General features: G+C 72.7%; 21 protein-coding genes. 6 read left to right on the top strand and 15 right to left on the bottom strand.

The annotated features are described in order from the left end of the window. Window positions 1–342: 342 nt before the first annotated feature. A complete protein-coding gene (locus tag GQS09_RS08495; RefSeq protein ID WP_165985392.1) occupies window positions 343–1038 on the bottom strand; it encodes a DNA-3-methyladenine glycosylase in 696 nt (231 codons plus the stop codon). A 105-nt stretch (window positions 1039–1143) separates the two neighbouring features. Here GQS09_RS08495 and GQS09_RS08500 point away from each other — a divergent pair, with 105 nt between their 5' ends. Both GQS09_RS08500 and GQS09_RS08505 read left to right on the top strand, forming a co-directional pair. Next, window positions 1144–1692 carry a YbhB/YbcL family Raf kinase inhibitor-like protein gene (locus GQS09_RS08500; RefSeq protein WP_165985393.1) on the top strand — a complete coding sequence of 183 codons (549 nt, stop codon included), beginning with the start codon at window positions 1144–1146 and terminating at the stop codon, window positions 1690–1692. Between the two features lie 268 nt (window positions 1693–1960). Then, on the top strand, window positions 1961–2473 hold the full coding sequence (locus GQS09_RS08505) for an HNH endonuclease (protein WP_165985394.1): 513 nt from the start codon (window positions 1961–1963) through the stop codon (window positions 2471–2473). 141 nt (window positions 2474–2614) lie between these two features. Here the strand turns inward: GQS09_RS08505 and GQS09_RS08510 are convergent, their stop codons facing one another. From GQS09_RS08510 to GQS09_RS08520, 3 genes are all read right to left on the bottom strand, one after another. Beyond that, a complete protein-coding gene (locus tag GQS09_RS08510; RefSeq protein ID WP_165985395.1) occupies window positions 2615–3595 on the bottom strand; it encodes an SPFH domain-containing protein in 981 nt (326 codons plus the stop codon). A 76-nt stretch (window positions 3596–3671) separates the two neighbouring features. Next, the gene (locus GQS09_RS08515; RefSeq protein ID WP_313896053.1) at window positions 3672–4094 is read right to left on the bottom strand and encodes an NfeD family protein; all 423 of its coding nucleotides are present in this window, start codon (window positions 4092–4094) and stop codon (window positions 3672–3674) included. 149 nt (window positions 4095–4243) lie between these two features. Beyond that, complete coding sequence (locus GQS09_RS08520; RefSeq protein WP_165985396.1) at window positions 4244–5035, bottom strand: ABC transporter ATP-binding protein; 792 nt, start codon at window positions 5033–5035, stop codon at window positions 4244–4246. Window positions 5036–5197: 162 nt separating this feature from the next. Between GQS09_RS08520 and GQS09_RS08525 the strand changes: the two genes are divergently transcribed. After that, window positions 5198–5986 (top strand): hypothetical protein, encoded by a 789-nt coding sequence (locus GQS09_RS08525; RefSeq protein WP_165985397.1) that lies wholly within the window; start codon window positions 5198–5200, stop codon window positions 5984–5986. A 106-nt stretch (window positions 5987–6092) separates the two neighbouring features. Here GQS09_RS08525 and GQS09_RS08530 read toward each other — a convergent pair whose 3' ends face one another. From GQS09_RS08530 to GQS09_RS08545, 4 genes are all read right to left on the bottom strand, one after another. Further along, a complete protein-coding gene (locus tag GQS09_RS08530) occupies window positions 6093–6332 on the bottom strand; it encodes a chaplin (RefSeq protein ID WP_165985398.1) in 240 nt (79 codons plus the stop codon). 165 nt (window positions 6333–6497) lie between these two features. After that, window positions 6498–6752, bottom strand: a complete 255-nt coding sequence (locus tag GQS09_RS08535) for a chaplin (RefSeq protein WP_165985426.1) — start codon at window positions 6750–6752, stop codon at window positions 6498–6500. A 194-nt stretch (window positions 6753–6946) separates the two neighbouring features. Then, window positions 6947–7582 (bottom strand): response regulator transcription factor, encoded by a 636-nt coding sequence (locus GQS09_RS08540; protein ID WP_165985399.1) that lies wholly within the window; start codon window positions 7580–7582, stop codon window positions 6947–6949. After that, window positions 7575–8732: a GAF domain-containing sensor histidine kinase gene (locus GQS09_RS08545; RefSeq protein ID WP_165985400.1), complete on the bottom strand. Its 1158-nt coding sequence runs from the start codon at window positions 8730–8732 to the stop codon at window positions 7575–7577. The genes GQS09_RS08540 and GQS09_RS08545 overlap by 8 nt, the downstream gene beginning before the upstream one ends. Before the next feature lie 401 nt (window positions 8733–9133). Between GQS09_RS08545 and GQS09_RS08550 the strand changes: the two genes are divergently transcribed. After that, window positions 9134–9559 carry a lytic transglycosylase domain-containing protein gene (locus GQS09_RS08550; protein WP_165985401.1) on the top strand — a complete coding sequence of 142 codons (426 nt, stop codon included), beginning with the start codon at window positions 9134–9136 and terminating at the stop codon, window positions 9557–9559. A gap of 144 nt (window positions 9560–9703) precedes the next feature. Here the strand turns inward: GQS09_RS08550 and GQS09_RS08555 are convergent, their stop codons facing one another. Then, window positions 9704–12145 carry an FHA domain-containing protein gene (locus GQS09_RS08555; RefSeq protein WP_165985402.1) on the bottom strand — a complete coding sequence of 814 codons (2442 nt, stop codon included), beginning with the start codon at window positions 12143–12145 and terminating at the stop codon, window positions 9704–9706. 303 nt (window positions 12146–12448) lie between these two features. Between GQS09_RS08555 and serB the strand changes: the two genes are divergently transcribed. Beyond that, the gene (serB, locus tag GQS09_RS08560; protein WP_165985403.1) at window positions 12449–13765 is read left to right on the top strand and encodes a phosphoserine phosphatase SerB; all 1317 of its coding nucleotides are present in this window, start codon (window positions 12449–12451) and stop codon (window positions 13763–13765) included. Between the two features lie 79 nt (window positions 13766–13844). Here the strand turns inward: serB and GQS09_RS08565 are convergent, their stop codons facing one another. From GQS09_RS08565 to GQS09_RS08575, 3 genes are all read right to left on the bottom strand, one after another. Further along, window positions 13845–14363, bottom strand: a complete 519-nt coding sequence (locus GQS09_RS08565) for a histidine phosphatase family protein (RefSeq protein WP_165985404.1) — start codon at window positions 14361–14363, stop codon at window positions 13845–13847. A 112-nt stretch (window positions 14364–14475) separates the two neighbouring features. After that, window positions 14476–14697 carry a hypothetical protein gene (locus tag GQS09_RS08570; RefSeq protein WP_165985391.1) on the bottom strand — a complete coding sequence of 74 codons (222 nt, stop codon included), beginning with the start codon at window positions 14695–14697 and terminating at the stop codon, window positions 14476–14478. A gap of 303 nt (window positions 14698–15000) precedes the next feature. Continuing rightward, the gene (locus tag GQS09_RS08575; protein ID WP_165985405.1) at window positions 15001–16413 is read right to left on the bottom strand and encodes an MFS transporter; all 1413 of its coding nucleotides are present in this window, start codon (window positions 16411–16413) and stop codon (window positions 15001–15003) included. Window positions 16414–16573: 160 nt separating this feature from the next. On the opposite strand from GQS09_RS08575, the gene GQS09_RS08580 reads away from it, so the two are divergent. Then, on the top strand, window positions 16574–17239 hold the full coding sequence (locus GQS09_RS08580; RefSeq protein WP_165985406.1) for a FadR/GntR family transcriptional regulator: 666 nt from the start codon (window positions 16574–16576) through the stop codon (window positions 17237–17239). A 132-nt stretch (window positions 17240–17371) separates the two neighbouring features. On the opposite strand, the gene fabI is transcribed toward GQS09_RS08580, so the two are convergent. From fabI to GQS09_RS08595, 3 genes are all read right to left on the bottom strand, one after another. Then, the gene (gene fabI / locus GQS09_RS08585; protein WP_165985407.1) at window positions 17372–18151 is read right to left on the bottom strand and encodes an enoyl-ACP reductase FabI; all 780 of its coding nucleotides are present in this window, start codon (window positions 18149–18151) and stop codon (window positions 17372–17374) included. 3 nt (window positions 18152–18154) lie between these two features. Next, on the bottom strand, window positions 18155–18859 hold the full coding sequence (gene fabG / locus GQS09_RS08590) for a 3-oxoacyl-[acyl-carrier-protein] reductase (RefSeq protein ID WP_165985408.1): 705 nt from the start codon (window positions 18857–18859) through the stop codon (window positions 18155–18157). Between the two features lie 218 nt (window positions 18860–19077). Continuing rightward, window positions 19078–19545: an ATP-binding protein gene (locus GQS09_RS08595; RefSeq protein ID WP_243761229.1), complete on the bottom strand. Its 468-nt coding sequence runs from the start codon at window positions 19543–19545 to the stop codon at window positions 19078–19080. Between the last annotated feature and the right edge of the window lie 92 nt (window positions 19546–19637).

Below are 19637 nucleotides of genomic sequence, written 5' to 3' on the forward strand. Positions count from 1 at the left end.
ATCCACCACGGACAACCGGACACACATCCGGCCCCATGGCGACGGGGTTGCCAAATATCTGGCGTTGACTTTTGGCACGCTGTTGAGTTCTCAAGGAACGGACACTGCCTTCGGTAACCCTCTCGGGAATCCCTCCGGGTGTTTCTCCGCTTCGGTTCCTCCACTTTAGCGGATCTCCCAGCCAGAGCCTAATCGGCTCCGCGCGGTTCCGTTTCACCAATGGGAAACAGGCCCCGTACGGGAATCGTGATGAGTGGAGGTGGTGCCTCTAGCCGGGCACCTCGTACATGATCTCAAGGACCATGCTTCTGGGCACGTCGCTCTCTAGCGACTCGATCAACACTACGACCCCGGGGCGGCCACGTCAAGTCGGTCCTTGCGCGTCCTGGGACGGTGGGGACGGTAGGGGCTCACGGTGGGATCGGAAGCGATCCAGAAGCGCCAGGGATGATCGGCTCCGTCGCCGCCGACTCCCGTCCGTGGGCCGTTCCTCACCTCGCGTGCCGGCACCGGGACGCCGTGGCGGATGCTGAGCGCCGCGTCCGGATCTCCGCCGCAGACGTCGGTGCCGTTCAGCGTACCGTCGACGTCCAGTGCGGTGGCCAGCCGGGCGGGCCCCTTGGCCAGGTCCGTGTCCTTGCGGGCGGTCGGCCTCCGCGGACGGCACAGCTCGGCACCGCGCACCACTTCTCCGGCGCGCAGCAGCACCCCGCCCGCCCGGCCGGGCGGGCCGCAGACCAGGTTCAGGCAGTGCCACATCCCATATGTGAAGTAGACGTAGGCGTGTCCGGGCGGGCCGAACATCACGGCGTTGCGGTCCGTGCGCCCCCGGTAGGCGTGGGAGCCCGGGTCCTGCTCGCCGGCGTATGCCTCGACCTCGGTGAGGCGGAGCCCGACGGGACCCAGCGGGGTGTTCCGGACCAGGATGCGCCCCAGAAGGTCCGGGGCCACCTCCAGGACCGGGCGGTCGAAGAAGGCGCGCGGCAGCCTGCTGTCCCGGTCCGGGACGCCGGACGGCGTGCTGGTGGGGTTGTTCATGGCCCGGCCCACGGTACCGGGGCCGCCGACGGTGCGGACCGGGGGTGGCGACGTCACTAGGCTGTCGGCCGCGATCCATCCCGTCCCCGATGAGGAGGTTCTGAGATGGCCGATTCGGCCAGGCCCCCGCTTCCGCACGACTTCCACCCCCCGGTGCCGGCCTTCACCGTGGAGAGCGACGACGTGTCCGGGGGCATGCCGCTCAAGGACGACCAGGTGTTCGCCAAGGGCAATACCTCCCCGCACCTGCGCTGGGGCGGCTTCCCCGAGGGCACCCGCAGCTTTGCGGTGAGCTGCTACGACCCGGACGCCCCGACCGGCAGCGGGTTCTGGCACTGGTCGGTGTTCGACATCCCGGTCTCGGTGACGGAGCTGCCGCGCGACGCGGGCAGGCCGGACGGCTCCGGGCTCCCGGAGGGTGCCGTCCAGGTGCGCAACGACTACGGCACCGCGGGGTTCGGCGGGGCGGCGCCGCCGCCCGGTGACGGCCCGCACCGCTATGTGTTCACGGTCTATGCGGTGGACACCGAGAAGCTGGGGCCGGATGCGGACGCCACGCCCGCCGTGGTGGGCTTCCATCTGCGGTTCCACACGGTGGGCCGGGCACAGCTCATCGGTATCCACGAGGAGCCGGCCGAGGGCGCCGGGGGCTGACGCCCGGGCGGGGCGGGGGCGGTGGCCGCTGTCCCGTCCCCTCCCTCCGGCCTTCTCCCGGGTCTTCCCGGGCCTCCGCCCCTTTCCCTTCTCTCTTCCTCTCTTCTTCCCCTGTGCCGTGCCTCGCTTTCCGCTCCGCCGGTGCCGCCTCTCCTGTTTCCCGCTGTTCGGCGTTACGGCACGGAAATCGCATTGTTCCGCCTGCCGGGCGTCGGCAGAGTTGGAGACAACCCGCCGCCGGGGCGGGGGGCGATGCGGAGGTGGGAGGGTGCGGCAGACACTGGTGCTCAATGCCAGTTACGAACCGTTGTCGACGGTGACGCTGCGGCGGGCTGTCGTGCTGGTGATGCAGGAGAAGGCCGTGGTGGAGCAGGAGCACCCGAGTCTGCACCTGCGGTCGGCGGCGCTGGAGCTCCCGGTGCCGCGGGTGATCAGACTGCGGCGGTACGTACGGGTGCCGTTCCGACAACGCGTTCCGTGGTCGCGGCGGGGTGTGCTGGTTCGTGACCGGCACCGCTGCGCATACTGCGGGCGCCGGGCGACCACGGTGGACCACCTGGTGCCGCGGTCCCGCGGCGGCGGGGACACCTGGCTGAACACCGTCGCCGCCTGCGCGGACGACAACCGGCGGAAGGCGGACCGGACGCCGGCGCAGGCGGGGATGCGCCTGCTGCGCGAGCCGTACGAGCCGTCGCCGGCCCATGCGCTGCTGCTGGCCCTCGATCCGCGGGAGGGCGAGGAGCCGCTGGCCTCGTGGCTGTCGCTGCCGCGGGCTGCCTGACTGACTGACCGGAACGGGAATGACGGCGCGGAGCCCCGTCCGGGCGGCAGTCAGCCACCATCCGGACGGGGCTCCGCGGCTGCGCCGCAGCTTCGGCCCCGCCGGCCCTCCACGGTCCGGCGGGGCGGGACGGGGTGGGCGTCAGTCGATGCGGGGCTGTTCGCGCAGCGGCTGCTTGCCCAGCCGCCCGCTGAGGCCGGTGCCACCGGTACCGCCGGGGGTGCCGCCGCTGTCGCCCGAGCCGCCGTTCTCCGCGAGCCTGCCGAGGCCGCCGCCCAGGCCCTTGAGGGCGTCGCCGATCTCGCTGGGCACGATCCAGAGCTTGTTGGAGTCGCCCTCGGCGATCTTCGGCAGCATCTGGACGTACTGGTAGGCCAGCAGCTTCTGGTCGGCGTCTCCGGCGTGGATGGCCTCGAAGACGGTGCGGATGGCCTGGGCCTCACCCTCGGCGCGCAGCGCCGAGGCGCGGGCGTCACCTTCGGCGCGCAGGATCTCGGCCTGCTTGGCACCCTCGGCCTCCAGGATCTGGGACTGCCGGACACCTTCGGCCTGGAGGATGGCGGCGCGCTTGTCCCGGTCGGCGCGCATCTGCTTCTCCATCGAGTCCTGGATGGAGGTGGGGGGTTCGATGGCCTTGAGCTCGACGCGGTTGACGCGGATGCCCCACTTGCCGGTGGCCTCGTCCAGCACCCCGCGCAGGGCCGCGTTGATCTCCTCGCGGGAGGTCAGGGTGCGTTCCAGGTCCATGCCGCCGATGATGTTCCGCAGCGTGGTGACGGTCAGCTGCTCGATGGCCTGGATGAAGTTGGAGACCTCGTAGGTGGCGGCCCGGGCATCGGTGACCTGGTAGTAGATCACCGTGTCGATGTTGACCACCAGGTTGTCCTGGGTGATCACCGGCTGCGGGGGGAAGGGGACGACCTGCTCACGCAGGTCGATCCGGTTGCGGATGGTGTCGATGAACGGGACGACGATGTTCAGGCCGGCGTTGAGCGTGCGGGTGTAGCGGCCGAATCGTTCGACGATGGCGGCGCTTGCCTGCTGGATCACCTGGATGGTCTTGACGAGTGCGATGAAAACCAGCACCACCAGGATGACCAGCACGATGATGATGGCATCCATCGTGTAACTCCCCCTGCATTAGACGGGCTTGACAGTGTTGTACCAGTGATGTCCGAGGTGCGTGCCACTGCCGCCATCACATCACGACGGCTGTTGCGCCGTCGATCTCCACGACGTTGACCTGGCTGCCTGGTTCGTAGACTTCGCCGGCGTCCAGAGCGCGGGCGGACCATATCTCGCCGGCCAGCTTGATCTGGCCCCGGCTGCCGTCGACGCGTTCGACGACCACGGCCGTGCGGCCCTTGAGCGCCTCGATTCCGCTGGAGAGACCGGGCCGTTCGGCACGGGAGCGCCGGGCCACGGGGCGGACGGCCAGCACCAGCGCGGTCGAGACCACGGCGAACACGACGACCTGGATCACCACGTTGTCGGTGAACCCGGAGGTCACCGCGGCGGCCACCGCGCCGATCGCGATCATGCCCAGTTCGGGCATGGTGGTGATGACGAGTGCTATTGCCAGTCCTCCGGCGGCGATCAGCCACCACACCCAGAAGTCCACGTGACCATGGTAGGCCGCGGAACACGGCCGGAACAGTGCCTGTGACGGTGAGCGACGTTCCGCGGACGGTTTCCGGGCACGGGCGGGCGGTGCCCCGGCCGGCCGTCAGCCGGCCGCGTCCGCAGGCCTGTCGGTGTTCCGGGGCGGTGTCAGGCCAGCGGAAGGCCGTGGGCGGTCCAGCGGTCCTGGTTGTGCTCCACGACCAGCGGGAGTCCGAAGCAGCGCGAGAGGTTGGCCGAGGTGAGGACCTCCTCCAGCGGCCCGGCGGCCAGCACCTTGCCCTGACGGATCAGCAGCAGGTGGGTGAAGCCCGGCGCGATCTCCTCGACGTGGTGAGTGACCATCACCATCGAGGGGGCGTAGGGGTCGCGGGCCAGCCGGCCGAGACGGCGGACCAGGTCCTCGCGCCCGCCGAGGTCGAGTCCGGCGGCCGGCTCGTCCAGCAGCAGGAGTTCGGGGTCGGTCATCAGCGCACGGGCGATCTGGGTGCGCTTGCGCTCGCCCTCGGAGAGGGTGCCGAAGCGGTGGTCGAGCAGGTTGCTCATCCCGAGCCGGTCCAGGAAGGCGCGGGCCCGGGCCTCGTCCACGGGGTCGTAGTGCTCGCGCCAGCCGGCGGTCATGCCGTAGGCGGCGGTGAGCACGGTCTGCAGCACGGTCTGACGGCGGGGCAGGCGTTCGGCGAGGGCGCTGCCGGCCATGCCGATGCGCGGGCGGAGTTCGAAGACGTCCACGCTGCCGAGCTTCTCGCCGAGGATCTGCACGGTGCCCGTGGTGGGGAAGAGGTAGCTGGAGGCGATGTTGAGCAGGGTGGTCTTCCCGGCGCCGTTGGGGCCGAGAATCACCCAGCGCTCGCCCTCCGCGACCGACCAGGACACCTGCTCCACCAGAGCGTGCCCGCCGCGGATCACGGATACGTCCACCAGCTCCAGTACATCGCTCATGCCTGTGGTCTCTCTCCCATTGCGGCCGTGGTCAGGGGGTACGGCGCGGTACAAGGCGTTCCAGGACAACGCTACGCCACCCGGCCGCCGGTACGGAGGCCAGGCCGCCGGGAGCGGCCCGGATCCGCCACCGCGCCGGGCGGGCTCCGTAAGGTAGGGCGCATGCTGGAGGAACCACGAGCGGGCCGGCTGGCGGCGTGGGGCAATGCCCTGCTGGCCGGTCTCGTGTCACCGGACGAGGCGGCGGCGCGCGCGGTGGGCGCCGATGCGGTGCACCGGGTGGCGGGGCTGCCCGGCGAGGACGGGCAGGTGGGGCTGACGCTGGCGCTGGGCCGGCTGCGGGCGATGGGTGTCGCCGGGCTGCGGGTGGCGCTGCCGGTGCCGGGTCATCCGCTGGGGCTGTGCGGGCCGCCGGAGTTCAATGCGGCGGCGCTGGAGGCCGGTGAGGCGGTGCTTGCGCCGGCCGCCGCGGTGGGGCTGGTCCCGGAGATCAGCTCGGCCGGGCCGGCGGGGGATGTGCTGACCGAGGTGGTGTGGCGGGCCGGTGCGGTGCGGCCGGCGCCGCCGGCCGATGTGCCGTCGCTGGGCGAGGCGGAGCGGGAGCTGGCGGAGGTGCTGCGCACCGCGACGGAGGCGCTGACCGCCAGGGATCTGGCCGGGGCGGGTCCGGTGGCGCAGGCCGGTCTGGACGCCTACCGGGCGCGGACGGAGCGGGGGCGGCAGGTGCTGGCTCCGGGGTATCCGCCGCGGGCGGTGCGGGTGCTGGAGCTGGCGCAGCGGGTGGCGGCGCTGGTGGAGATCGCCGGTGCCGGGGAGCCGGGGAGCGCGGTGAGCGCCGGGGAGATGGCGGTGCGGGAGGAGCTGCTGCGGCCGGTGGAGCGGGCGGCGCGGCGGGCCCGGGTGGCGGCGTACAACTCGTTTGCGGAGGAGCTGGAGCGGCAGCGCGGCTGACCGCCGTGCCCGGGGGCGGGTGCCGGACCGACACGGCGCCGCGCGCCGCGGCGCCCCGCGGCCTGGCTGGCCGCGGGGCGCCGCTACGTCTGGCGTGCCGGGGGCGTCAGGCGTTGACGCAGGTGTTGCCGAACGCCGGGTTGAGGAAGGCGACGATGTTGATCGTGTTGCCGCACACGTTGATCGGCACGTGAACCGGCACCTGGATGACATTGCCGGAAAGCAGACCGGGCGAGCCGACGGCCTTGCCCACGGCCCCGGCGTCGGCAACCGCGGTGCCGGCGGCGGTACCCAGAGCGGCACCGGCGGCGGCGAGAACGAGAACAGCCTTCTTGGCGGTGTTCATGAAGGGAATTCCTCCTGGAGAAGCGGTACTACGGTGCGGCTCCGGCTGCCGGAGTCACACCTTCATCAACTCCCCGGATGGCGCGAATGGCACGGTCGACACGGAGAGGTACCGCGAATGGGTCACGGGATTGCGCCGAACGGGGCGGGCCCCGCCCGGAAAGGCTCAGTGGGCCTTGGAGCCGCCGTGGTGGCCGCCGTGGTGGCCGCCCTCGGCGTTCAGGCAGAAGTTGCCGAAGGTCGGGTTCAGGAGACCGATGATGTCGATGGTGTTGCCGCAGAGGTTGATCGGCACGTCCACCGGAATCTGGATGACGTTCCCCGACACCAGGCCCGGGGAGCCCACGGCTGCGCCCGAGGCGCCCGCTCCGTGGGCGGCTGCGGCGCCCGCGCCGGCGGCGACGATGCTGCCGGCGGCCATGGTGACCGCCGCGGCCTTCTTCAGGTTCTTCACTTGGACCCTCCTTGCATTCGCCGCGGCGGATCACCGCGGCACGCCAGCAAGAACGCGCCAAGCTCCGTCAGGATGCGTTTCGTTGCCCGCTGCCACACGACCGTATGAATCTCTTCGCGGAGTTTTTCGGACACTCCGGATCAACCTGCGCCAATCTCGCGTCAGTCCGTGATTCCATGGCGGACCGCCCACAGCGCGGCCTGGGTGCGGTCGGCGAGGTCCAGCTTCATCAGGATGTTGGACACGTGGGTCTTGACGGTCTTCTCGGAGAGCACCAGGGTGCGGGCGATCTCCCGGTTGGACCGCCCGCGGGCGATCAGCGCCAGCACTTCGCGTTCCCGGTCGGTGAGGGTGCCGCTGCGCGCCCCGGCCGGGGGTTCGTGGGCCAGCAGCGCCTGCGCCACATCGGCCTGGAGCAGCACATGGCCGGCGTGCACCGAGCGGATGGCGCAGGCCAGGGCGTCGGGGTCGATGTCCTTGTGCACGTAGCCGCGGGCGCCTGCGCGCAGCGCGGGGACCACGGTGCGCTGTTCGGTGAAGCTGGTGACGACCAGCACCCGGGCCGGGTGCTGCTGGCGGCCGAGGGTGTGCAGTGCCTCCACGCCGTCGGTGCCGGGCATCCGGACGTCCATCAGGATGACGTCCGGCCGCAGTTCCTCGGCGCGGGCGACCGCCTCGGCGCCGTCGGCGGCCTCCCCCACCACCTCGATGTCGTCCTGGATCTCCAGGAAGGTGCGCAGGCCGCGCCGGACCACCTGGTGGTCGTCGGCCAGCAGGACGCGGATGACGTCAGCCACCGGGAACCTCCATCTCCACCACGGTGCCCTTGCCGGGCGCCGAGTCCACGGTCAGGGTGCCGCCGACGCCGATGGCCCGCTCGCGCATGGAGACCAGGCCGAGGTGGCGGCCGGCCCGGCGCACCGCCTCGGGGTCGAAGCCGGATCCGTCGTCGGTGACACGCAGCAGCGCGCCCATGCCGCGCCGGTCCAGGGTGATGGCCACCCGGGCGGGGGCGGCGTGGCGCAGGGCGTTGTGCACGGCTTCCTGGGCGACCCGCAGCAGGGCGTCCTCCTGCTCGGCGGGCAGGGCGCGGGGCTCGTCGCAGGCGAAGGTGACGGTGGCGGGGTGGGCGCGGTCCAGCACCTGGGCCTGGGCGCGCAGGGTGGCCACCAGGCCGTCCTCCTCCAGGGCTGCGGGGCGCAGCTCGATGACGGCGGCGCGCAGCTCCTCGGCGGCCTCGGCGGCGAGGCGGGTGACCTGGAGGAGTTCGGCGCGGGCGCGCCGGGGGTCGCGGGTGATCAGGGCGGTGGCGGCCTGGGCGGTGAGCCGGAGCGAGAAGAGTTTCTGGGCCACGGCGTCGTGCAGTTCGTGGGCCAGGCGGGCGCGTTCCCGGGCGATGGTGAGTTCCCGGCCGCGTTCGTAGAGCCGGGCGTTGGTCAGCGCGATGGCGGCGTGCTCGGCGAGCAGCCGGACGAGTTCCTCGTCGTCGTCGGTGAAGGTGCAGCGTCCGCCGGGGCCGGTGCGCACGGTGCCGGGCGGGCACTTCTTGTTGGCCAGGAAGAGGGCACCGAGGACCTCGTCGCCGTCGGCGATGGGCACGCCGAGGAAGTCGGACATCTCGGGGTGGGCGGCGGGCCAGCCCTCGAAGCGGGGGTCGGTGCGGACGTCGTCGAGGCGCTCGGGGGTGGCGCGCTGGAGCATGGCGGCCAGGATGCCGTGCTGGCGGGGCAGCGGGCCGATGGCCTGCCACTGGCGGTCGCTGACGCCCTCCACGATGAACTGGGCGAAGCCGCCGTTGCCGTCGGGCACACCGAGAGCGGCGTAGCGGGCGCCGGCCAGGTCGCGGGCGGAACGCACGATGGTCTGCAGGACGCCGCGGACCTCGCGGGTGCGGTTCATGGCGAGCAGGGCCGCGCTGATCGCCGCCAGGCCGGTTGTGGGCTCCATGGCTCCGACGCTACCGGGACCGGGGGCGGGCCGGATCGGGCGGCGGGCGCGGCGGGGCGGGCCGGGGGTCGTAGGTCCCGGGGCATAGGTCCGTGGCACCGGGCCGGCGGGAGCGCGGGGCGGCGGTGACGGTGCGCGGCGGGGCGGTGGCTCCGGGTGCGGAGGCGGGGCGGGGGGTGTGATGCCGCCCACAGGACCGAGGTCCCGCCACTACCGGGCCCCGTAGCGGGCGGGGGCGGTTCGGCCGTGCCGGAGCGGGCCGGGCAGGGTCCCGGCCCTTGGTCGGGACCACTACAGGGGATCGTAAGAGGGGGCTTTGCCATGCCATTTCGGGCTCGCTAAGAATGGTCCGCGTTGCCGACCAAGGCCGGAGAAGCCGGCCGGAAGCAGAGGTTCACCTGATGCCCGACTCGAACACCTCGACCCGTTCCCGCATCGTCCGCACCCGTCGCGCGCTGGCCGCAGGCGCGGTTGCGGTGGCCGCGGCCGGGGTGGGCGTCCTGGGGCTGGCCGACACCGCCTCGGCCGCCACCTCGGAGAGCTCCAACAAGGACATCGCCCGGAAGGTCGTGGACGACTCGGCCCAGTTCACGTGCTTCGCGGAGATCGTGGAGCGGGAGAGCGGCTGGGACCACACCGCGACCAACCCGTCCAGCGGAGCCTACGGCCTGGTGCAGGCGCTGCCGGCGTCCAAGATGGCCTCGGCCGGCTCGGACTGGCGGACCAACCCGGAGACCCAGATCAAGTGGGGTCTGGACTACATGAACGAGCGCTACGGCAGCCCGTGCGCCGCCTGGGACTTCTGGCAGGCGAACCACTGGTACTGAGCGCGCCGGGCCGCCCCGTGAGGCGGGCCGCCCCGTGAACGGCCGCGGCGCCGGCACCCCGGAGGGAGGGTGCCGGCGCCGCGGCGCGTCCGTGTCCGTGTCCGGCCGGGTCCGCCGGCGGGCGGGAGCCCGCCGGGAGCCGGGTCAGGCGCGCATCACCTCGGGCTCGTGGCGGCGCAGGAACTTCATCACCAGGAAGCCGCAGAGCACCGCGAGCACCAGCAGCATGGAGATGTCCAGGATCCACACCTCGGGCGCGTGGTCCCACAGCCGGTCCGGATTGCCGGTCTGTGCCTTGCGGGAGAGCACATTGAGGTCGGCGGTGGCGCCGGTGCCGGCCAGGGCCCAGCGGGACGGCATCAGCCAGGCGATCTGCTCGACGCCCAGGCTGCCGTGCACGTCGAAGAGCACGCCGGTGAAGACGAGCTGGACCACGGAGATCATCACCAGCAGCGGCATGGTCATCTCGGAGGTGCGCACCAGCGAGGAGATCACCAGGCCGAGCATCATGGAGGTCAGGCCCAGCATCATGATGGTGATGGTCATCTCCACGCCGGGCGAGCCGGTGAGGATGACGCCCTCGGCGGGCATCTTGTCGCCGCGGCGGGCGAAGCCGATCACGCACAGCAGCATGCCCTGGAGCATGGTGACCACGCCGAGGACCACGACCTTGGACATCAGGTAGGCGGAGCGGGAGAGTCCGACCGCGCGTTCCCGCTCGTAGATCACGCGTTCCTTGATGAGTTCCCGGACCGAGTTGGCCGCTCCGGAGAAGCACATGCCGACCACCAGGATCAGCAGGATGATGCCGGCGTCGCCGTTGACCTGGGCCCGGTCCAGCGGTCCGTAGCCGAGGCCGAAGTCCGCCGGGACGAGGGTGGAGACCAGGCCGAGCACGACGGGCAGGGCGAGGGTGAGGCCGAGGAAGCCCTTGTCGGCGGCGATCACCGCGAAGTAGCGGCGGACCAGGGTCCACACCTGGGAACCCCAGCTCTGCTGTTTCTGCTGGTTGGCCTGGAGCGGCTGCACGTAGGCGGGCTGGGACTGCACGGCGTCGATGTCCGCGGCGTACATCTGGAAGTGCTGGGAGCCGCGCCAGCGGCCCATCCAGTCGTAGTCGCGGTAGTTCTCGAAGGCGGAGAAGACGTCGGCCCAGGTCTCGTAGCCGAAGAAGTTCAGGGCCTCGTCCGGGGGGCCGAAGTAGGCCACGCCGCCGCCGGGGGCCATCACCAGCACCCGGTCGCACAGGCCGAGCTCGGCCACCGAGTGGGTGACCACCAGCACGGTGCGGCCGTCGTCGGCCAGGCCGCGCAGCAGCTGCATGACGTCCCGGTCCATGCCCGGGTCCAGGCCGGAGGTGGGTTCGTCCAGGAAGATCAGGGACGGCTTGGTGAGCAGCTCCAGGGCGACCGAGACCCGCTTGCGCTGGCCGCCGGAGAGCTGGTTGATGCGCTTGGTGGCGTGCGGGGCGAGCTTGAGCTCGGCCAGCACCTCCTCCACCCGGGCGTTGCGCTCGGCGGCCTCGACGTCGCCGGGGAAGCGCAGTTCGGCGGCCAGCCGCAGCGCCTGCCGGACGGGCAGCGCGGTGTGCAGGATGTCGTCCTGCGGGACCAGGCCGATGCGGTTCCGCAGCTCGGCGAAGTGGGTGTAGAGGTTGCGGTGGTCGTAGAGCACCTCGCCCTCGGTGGCCGGGCGGTAGCCGGTCAGCGCGCGCAGCAGGGTGGACTTGCCGGAGCCGGACGGGCCGATGACGCCGATCAGCGACTTCTCCGGGACGCCGAAGGAGACGTCGTTGAGGATGGTCAGCTTGCCGTCGTTGACCTTGACGGTGAGGTGGCGGGCGGCGAAGGAGACCTCACCGGTGTCGACGAACTCTTCCAGCTGGTTGCCGACGATCCGGAAGGTGGAGTGGCCGACGCCCACGGTGTCGTTCGGGCCGAGCAGCTTGCGGCCGTTCTTGGGCAGCTGCTGGCCGTTGACGAAGGTGCCGTTGTGGCTGCCGAGGTCGTGGATCTCGAACCGGCCGTCGGGGGTGGCCACGAACTCGGCGTGGAGGCGCGAGACCTGCAGGTCGGAGACGACCAGGTCGTTCTCCAGGGCACGGCCGATCTTGGTGACCCGGCCGACCGGGAGCTGGTGGAAGGTGGTGGCGCTGCGCCCTCCGGGACCCCCGGCTCCCGGGTCGTGGGCCGGCATGCCGCCCTGCGGGGGGAAGCCCGCCGGGGGTGCGGGGGCGGCCTGCGGCTGGGCCGCCATGGCCGGCTGCTGGTAGCCCTGCTGGTGCGGGATGGCGGGTCCGCCGCAGACGATCGCCGGTCCGTCGGTGGCGTTGCCCAGGTGGATGACGGTCCCGGGCGCGAGCTGCAGCTGCTGGATGCGCTGCCCCTGGACGTACGTCCCGTTGGTGCTGCCGTGGTCCTCCACGATCCAGCCCTGGCCGCCCCAGCGCACCGTGGCGTGCCGCCAGGAGACGCGGGAGTCCTGCAGCACCACATCGCCCTGTGGGTCGCGCCCCAGCGCGTACGACCGCGTGGGGTCGTCCAGCGTCCAGGTCTGTCCGTTCAGTTCCAGTACGAGTTCCGGCACTCCATGCCCCAAATGTTGTCCCCCGAGGGACCCCTTCGGCGGGGTCCGGGGATGAGTGAAGGTCGGTCGGAACTATTCCAGGCCAGAGCGGTCCGCGGGAAGCCGCCCCCCGGATGTCACGTACCTGGTGCAGACTGTCGTCCGCTCTGTGACGTTGGTCGCATGACGGTCTCGGACGGGCCTTGCCGCATCCGTGCGCATCCGTGCCGGGTGCGGGTTCGCGCGGCGTCCGGGCCGCCGCCATGTCCGGGAGCCGGACAGGCAAGCGACCTGTTGTCGGTGCCAGCTACCGTGGAAGACACCATGATCACACATTCCGACCAGTCCCCTCCCGCCGCCGGCGGCGGGCCGGATCCGAGCGCACCGCAGGGCACGCAGGGTCCGGAGCGCCCGCCGGCGGTACCCGCCGACGAGGTCCCGACCCTGCTGGTCAAGATCTTCGGCAAGGACCGGCCGGGCCTGACCGCCGGGCTGTTCGACACCCTCGCCGCCTACGGGGTGGAGGTGGTGGATCTGGAGCAGGTGGTCACCCGCGGCCGGATCACCCTGTGCGCGCTGATCACCACCCCGGCTCCGGCCGGCGGTTCGGAGGGGGCGCTGCGGGCCACCGTGCACGCCTGGGCGGAGTCGATGCGGCTCCAGGCCGAGATCATCTCCGGGGTGGGCGACAACCGGCCGCGCGGCGCCGGGCGTTCGCATGTCACGGTGCTCGGCCACCCGCTGACCGCCGAGGCCACCGCCGCCATCGCGGCCCGCATCACCGGGGTGAACGGCAACATCGACCGTATCCACCGGCTGGCCAAGTACCCGGTGACGGCGGTGGAGTTCGATGTCTCCGGAGTGGCGACGGAGGCACTGCGCACCGAGCTGGCCGTGGAGGCGGCGCAGCGCGAGGTGGATGTCGCGGTGGTCTCCGCCGGGTTGCAGCGCCGGGCGCAGCGGCTGGTGGTCATGGACGTGGACTCGACGCTGATCCAGGACGAGGTCATCGAGCTGTTCGCGGCCCATGCCGGCTGCGAGGACAAGGTGGCCGAGGTGACGGCCGCGGCCATGCGCGGCGAACTGGACTTCGCGGAGTCGCTGCATGCCCGGGTGGAGCTGCTGGCCGGGCTGGACGCCTCGGTGGTGGACAAGGTGCGCGCCGAGGTCCGGCTGACTCCGGGGGCCCGCACCCTGGTGCGGACCCTGAAGCGGCTGGGCTATCAGGTCGGTGTGGTGTCCGGGGGGTTCACGCAGGTGACGGACGCGCTGCAGGAGGCCCTGGGCCTGGACTTCGCCGCGGCCAACACCCTCGAGGTGGCCGACGGCCGCTTCACCGGGCGGGTGACCGGCGAGGTGGTGGACCGGGCGGGCAAGGCGCGGCTGCTGCGCCGGTTCGCCGCCGAGGCCGGGGTGCCGCTGGCGCAGACGGTGGCCATCGGGGACGGCGCCAACGATCTGGACATGCTGAACGCGGCCGGGCTGGGGGTGGCCTTCAACGCCAAGCCGCTGGTGCGGCGGGCCGCGGACACCGCGGTGAGCGTGCCGTTCCTGGACGCGGTGCTGTATCTGCTGGGCATCACCCGGGAAGAAGTGGAGGCGGCCGACGCGGAGTTCCCGGTCGGCCGGGACGGCCGGTAACGGGCGGACCGCCGCACACCCGGACGGGTGTGCGGCGGCGGTGAGTCGGGCGGCGGGCCGGGCGGCGGGCCGGGCCGGGTCAGTCGTGCGGCGCCCAGTAGGCGGTCAGCCGGGCCACGCCGTGCTCCACGGTCTTCCAGTCACCGGGGACGGAGAGAACGGCGACGGCCGCGGTGGGATAGCCGCTGCGGGTCATCCGGTCCAGGGTGTCGCCCTCGGCTTCTCCGGCGAGGGCGTCGGCCAGTGCGTGCATGCCGGGGTTGTGCCCGACCAGCATCAGGGTGCGGGTCGCGTCGTCGGTGCCGTTGATGATCGCGATGAGTTCGCCGAGGGACGCCTCGTAGAGCTTCTCCTCGTAGACGGTCTTGGGCCGCTGCGGCAGGGCCGGAGCGACGAGCTTCCAGGTCTCGCGGGTGCGCCGGGCGGTGGAGCAGAGCGTGAGCTCGGGGGTGACCCCGGTGCCCGCCAGCCAGACACCCGCGGCGGCCGCCTCCCTCCGGCCGCGCTCGGCCAGCGGACGGTCGTGATCGGAGACCTGGGGCCAGTCGGCCTTGGCGTGACGGAGAAGGACGATCCTGCGGGGAACATCGACGCTCATGTGCCCCAGCTTCGCATGAAATCCGGGGCCGGCGCCCGGGGGCCGGAAAGCTGCCCCGGGCGGGCGGCCGGCGGCGGGAGATTTCCTGCCGCGCACCCTCCGCCCGGCCGGGTCACAGCGTGTTCAGCAGGATCTGCACCTGGCTGAGCAGGATCTGCGGCAGCGGGCCGGCGGGCTCGGCGGCGGCGGCCTCGCCGCCGGCGGCGAGCAGCATCAGCAGCGCCGCGAAGGCGGCGGCCGGCAGCAGGACGGCCCACCACGGCAGCCTGCTCCCGGCTGCCGGGCCGGGAACGCGCCGCCCGGGTACGGCGGCAGAGGGGGTGTGGGCCGACATGGGGCTCGCCTCCGATCGGGACCGCTTCCGCGGGTGAGCCGCTTCCGCTGCTCTCACTGTTCTTTCCGACGGTGAAAACGCTACGGAAGCGGTGCCCGGGATCCCATCCGGTGAGCCACCCAGTGCCCCCTGAACCTGGCCCCCTAAGGGATGGTGGGGCTAGCCCCACCATGGCCCAGGCATTCCGCGCCCGGGCGGCGTTGGCCGGTCGCGGGAGCGGTTCCCGCGGCCCGGTCCGGGCGGTCCGGGCGGTCCGGGCCGTCCGGGCGGCCAGGGCGAGGCCGGGGCCGCGACCGGGCAGGGTCAGACCTCGTCCTCGATGACGCGGTCACGGCCGGCCAGGATGCCCGCGCCGATCTGGGCGGCGGTCAGCACCAGCACCATCAGCAGCGGCACCGTCCAGCCGCCGGTGGCCTCCTGGAGCACCCCCATCAGCAGCGGGCCGGGCAGGGAGATCAGATAGCCGGTGCTCTGCGCGAAGGCGGACAGCCGGGTGACCCCGGCGGTGGTGCGGGCCCGCATCCCGATCATGGTGAGCGCCACCGGGAAGGCGCTCATGGCGATGCCCAGCAGCACCGCCCAGAGCCAGGCTCCCGCGGCGGGGGCGAGCAGCAGCCCGAGATTGCCCGCGAGGCCGCACAGGCCGAGCACGGCCACCAGCGGGCCCTGGTGGTCCAGCCGGGCGGCGATCCGGGGCAGCACCAGGCCCAGCGGCACGCCCATGCCCATGATCACGGCGAGCAGTACCCCGGCGGTGCCGGCGGGCACGCCCGCGTCCCGGTAGATCTGCGGCAGCCAGCCCATGGCGATGTAGGCGCCCGTGGACTGCAGGCCGAAGAAGACGGCGAGCAGCCAGGCGGTGGTGGAGCGGACCATCGGGGGCAGGGCCCCGGCCGGCCCGGCCACCGCCGGCCCGGTGCCCCTGCCGCCGCCGGAGGCAGGGACGGGAGCGGGGACGGGGACGGGGACGGACGGCGGTGCGGCCCGCCGCCGGGACCCGGAACCGGAGCGGTCCCGGAGCAGCACCGCCGCCCACAGCGGCAGGGCGGCCAGCGCGGGCACCGCCCAGATGCCCAGCCCGGTGCGCCAGCCGCCGCCCAGCGCTCCGGTGAGCGGCACGGTCACGGCGGCGGCCCCGGCCGTGCCCAGCGCCAGTGCCATGGAGTACAGGCCGGTCATGCTGCCGATCCGGTCCGGGAAGTAGCGGGTGACGAGGACGGGCATCAGCACATTGGTGACCGCGATGCCGGCCAGGGCGAGCGCGGTGGTGGCCAGGAAGACCCCGGTGGAGCCGGCCAGGGCGCGCAGCCCGGCACCGGCGGCGACGGCGGCCATGCCGGCCAGCACCACGGCGGCCGGGCCGTGGCGGCGGGCCAGCCGGGGCGCGGCGCTGCCGAAGAGGGCGAAGCAGAGCGCGGGCGCCGAGGTGAGGAGCCCGGCGACCGCGCCGTTCATGGCCAGGCCCGCGCGGATCTCCTCCAGCAGCGGGCCCAGGCCGGATATGGCCGGGCGCAGATTGAGCGCGGCCAGCACCAGTCCGGCCGCGACCAGGGGCAGCAGCGCCGCGCGGGGCGTCCCCGGGAGGCCGGGCGCCGCCTGCCGTGCCGCCGGAGGCGCGGCGGGTGCGGCGGGTGCGGCGGGTGCGGCGGGTGCGGCGGAGGGCAGCGGTTCCCGGGGGGCCCCGGGGAGGGAAGCGCCATTGCTCGTCAGTGCCATGCAGGCCATCATAGAATCATGGGATGAATATGCGGACGGGCCCTCCGGGGCCCGCGCTGTCATACTTCTGGGTCACACTGGGCCCTTGTGCCCTTGACACCGCGCACGCGCACCGCCGTCCCCGCCGGTGCGCGGTCCGGCCAGCCCCCGGGGGAAGCCCATGCCTCTTTCGTCGCCCCGCCGTTCCGCACTCGCCGACCAGGTGATCGCCGCGCTCCGGGAGCAGATCGTCTCCGGCGAGTGGCCGGTGGGTTCGCGCATCCCGACCGAGCCGGAGCTGGTCGAGCAGCTCGGGGTGGCCCGCAACACGGTCCGGGAGGCGATCCGGGCGCTGGCGCACAACGGGCTGCTGGACATCCGGCAGGGCTCGGGCACCTATGTGCTGGCCACCAGTGAGCTGGCCGGGGTGATGCACCGCAGATTCGCGGACGCCGATCCCCGCCATGTGGCCGAGCTGCGCTCCACCCTGGAGGCGACCGCGGCCAGGCTGGCGGCGCAGCGCCGGACCGAGCAGGAGGTGGCGCAGCTCGACACGCTGCTGGCGCGGCGGGAGGCGGCCTGGGACAGCGGCGAGGTGGACGCCTTCGTGGAGGCGGACGCCACCTTCCACATGGCGGTGATACGGGCCTCGCACAACGAGGTGCTCAGCGCGCTCTACGCCGACCTGGGGACCGTACTGCGCGCCTTCCTGCGTCATGACGTGGGCGACGAGCTGCGGCCCGAGGACCATCTGGACCACGGGCGGCTGGTGGCGGCGATCCGCGCGGGGGACACCGAGACCGCGGCGGCCGAGGCCGGTTCGTACGCCAAGACCTGCTGGGCCTAGCGGACACCGGGCAGCCGCGGCAGCCGCGGCGGGCGGGGCCGGCGGGAAGAAGCGGGACAACGGGGCGAGCGGTGCCGTCCGCCCGCGGGAGGGGCGGACGGCACCGCTCGCCCCGGCGCCGGGGAACCGGGCTCAGGCACCCATCATGTGGACGCCGCCGTCCACATGGACGACCTCGCCGGTGGTCTTGGGGAACCAGTCGGAGAGCAGCGCGCACACCCCGCGGGCGGCCGGCTCCGGGTCGGTCAGATCCCAGCCGATCGGCGCGCGGGTGTTCCACACGTCCGCCAGCTCCTCGAAGCCGGGGATCGACTTGGCGGCCATCGACTTGATCGGGCCGGCCGAGACCAGGTTGACCCGGATGTTGTGCTCGCCCAGGTCACGGGCGAGATAGCGGGAGGTGGACTCCAGCGCGGCCTTGGCCACGCCCATCCAGTCGTACTTCGGCCAGGCCACCTGGGCGTCGAAGTCCATGCCGACCACCGAGCCGCCGCGCGTCCGCAGCAGCGGCAGCAGCGCCATGGTCAGCGACTTCAGCGAGTAGGCCGAGACCTCCACGGCGGTGGCGACCGACTCCCACGGGGTGTTGAGGAAGTTGCCGCCCAGGGCGTCCTGCGGGGCGAAGCCGATGGAGTGCACCACGCCGTCCAGCGAGGCGTCCGCGCCCAGGTGGCCGCGGATCGCGTCGGCCAGCCCGGTGAGGTGCTCCTGGTTCTGCACGTCCAGCTCGATCACCGGCGCCTCCTTGGGCAGCCGGCGGGCGATGCGCTGCACCAGGGACAGCCGGCCGAAGCCGGTCAGCACCACCTCGGCGCCCTCCTCCTGGGCCAGCCGCGCCACGTGGAAGGCGATGGAGGCGTCGGTCAGCACACCCGTGACCAGGATGCGCTTGCCTGCGAGAAGTCCGCTCATGTGTCAGTGACCCATACCCAATCCGCCGTCAACCGGGATGACGGCACCAGTGATGTACGCGGCCTCGTCGGAGACCAGGAAGCGCACCGCGGCGGCGATCTCCTCGGGCCGGGCGTAGCGGCCCAGCGGGACCTGGCCGACGATGGCGGTCCGCTGCTCCTCGGTCAGGGCGCGGGTCATGTCGGTGTCGACCAGACCGGGGGCGACCACATTGCAGGTGATGCCGCGCGAGCCGAGTTCCCTGGCGAGCGAGCGGGCGAAGCCGACCAGGCCGGCCTTGGAGGCCGCGTAGTTGGTCTGGCCCGCCTGGCCGAGCAGCCCGACCACGGAGGAGATCAGCACGATCCGGCCCTGACGGGCCCGCAGCATGGCCCGGGAGGCGCGCTTGACCACCCGGAAGGTGCCGGTCAGGTTGGTGTCCAGGACGGAGGTGAAGTCCTCCTCGGACATCCGCAGCAGCAGCTGGTCGCGGGTGATGCCGGCGTTGGCGACCAGCACCTGGACCGGGCCCTGCTTCTCCTCGATCTCCTTGTAGGCCTGCTCCACCTGCTCCGGGTCGGTGATGTCGCACCGCACGCCCAGCAGGCCCTCGGGCGGTTCTCCGGAGCGGTAGGTCACGGCCACGTTGTCGCCCGCCTGAGCGAGCGACCGGGCGATGGCCAGGCCGATGCCCCGGTTGCCTCCGGTGACGAGTACCGAGCGGCTCAAGGGATCACCCCATCTCTGAGCTGCGTGAGCTCTGTGTCGGTGTGGTGGTCGGTGTCGTGCTGCCAAGCCCACGCTAGCCTCCGGAGGGCATCCGCCGGGCAGCGGGGCGTGACAGGGGCGCCGACGGTGATTCGTGGGGTTCCTACAGCACGGGGGTCACCGCCGCGGGGCCGTCACAGCCCTACGGTCACGGCCCGGCATGGTCCGGCCCTGCGCGGTCACAGCCCGGCGCCGTCCACCTCGACCTCGCACCACACGGTCTTGCCGACGTCCCGCTCGGTGACACCCCATTTGCCGGCCAGTGCCTCCACCAGCAGCAGCCCGCGGCCGTGCTCGTCCTCCGAGCCGGCGGGCGGGGAGAGCCGGGGGCGCAGTTCGGAACGGGCGTCCGACACCTCCACCCGGACCACCGCGGAGCCGTCCCGGCTGCGACGCGGGTCCAGGGTGAGAGCCAGCTGGAAGTCCCGTCCGGGGATGTGCCCATGGCGCACCGCATTGGCGGCGAGCTCGGACACCAGCAGGGCCACGGTCTGCGAGGCGCTGCTGCTGTACGGGATGCCCCACTCGTCCAGGCGCTGCACGGAGAGCAACCGGGCCAGCCGCGCACCTCGTCTGGTCGAGCTGAACATCATCGTGAACGTCCCGGCCGGAACCGGGAGTTCAACGCGGTGCGGACGGTCGTTCATGAGGAGAGCGTGATCGGCGATCGGCCATATTGCCAGACCGCCCGGACTACGGTCCGTCGCCCGCCCGGCACGGCCGGTGTCGCGCAGCAGGT

The sequence above is a fragment of the Streptomyces sp. YIM 98790 genome, from assembly GCF_011421595.1.
In the GTDB taxonomy this organism is placed as follows: domain Bacteria; phylum Actinomycetota; class Actinomycetes; order Streptomycetales; family Streptomycetaceae; genus Streptomyces.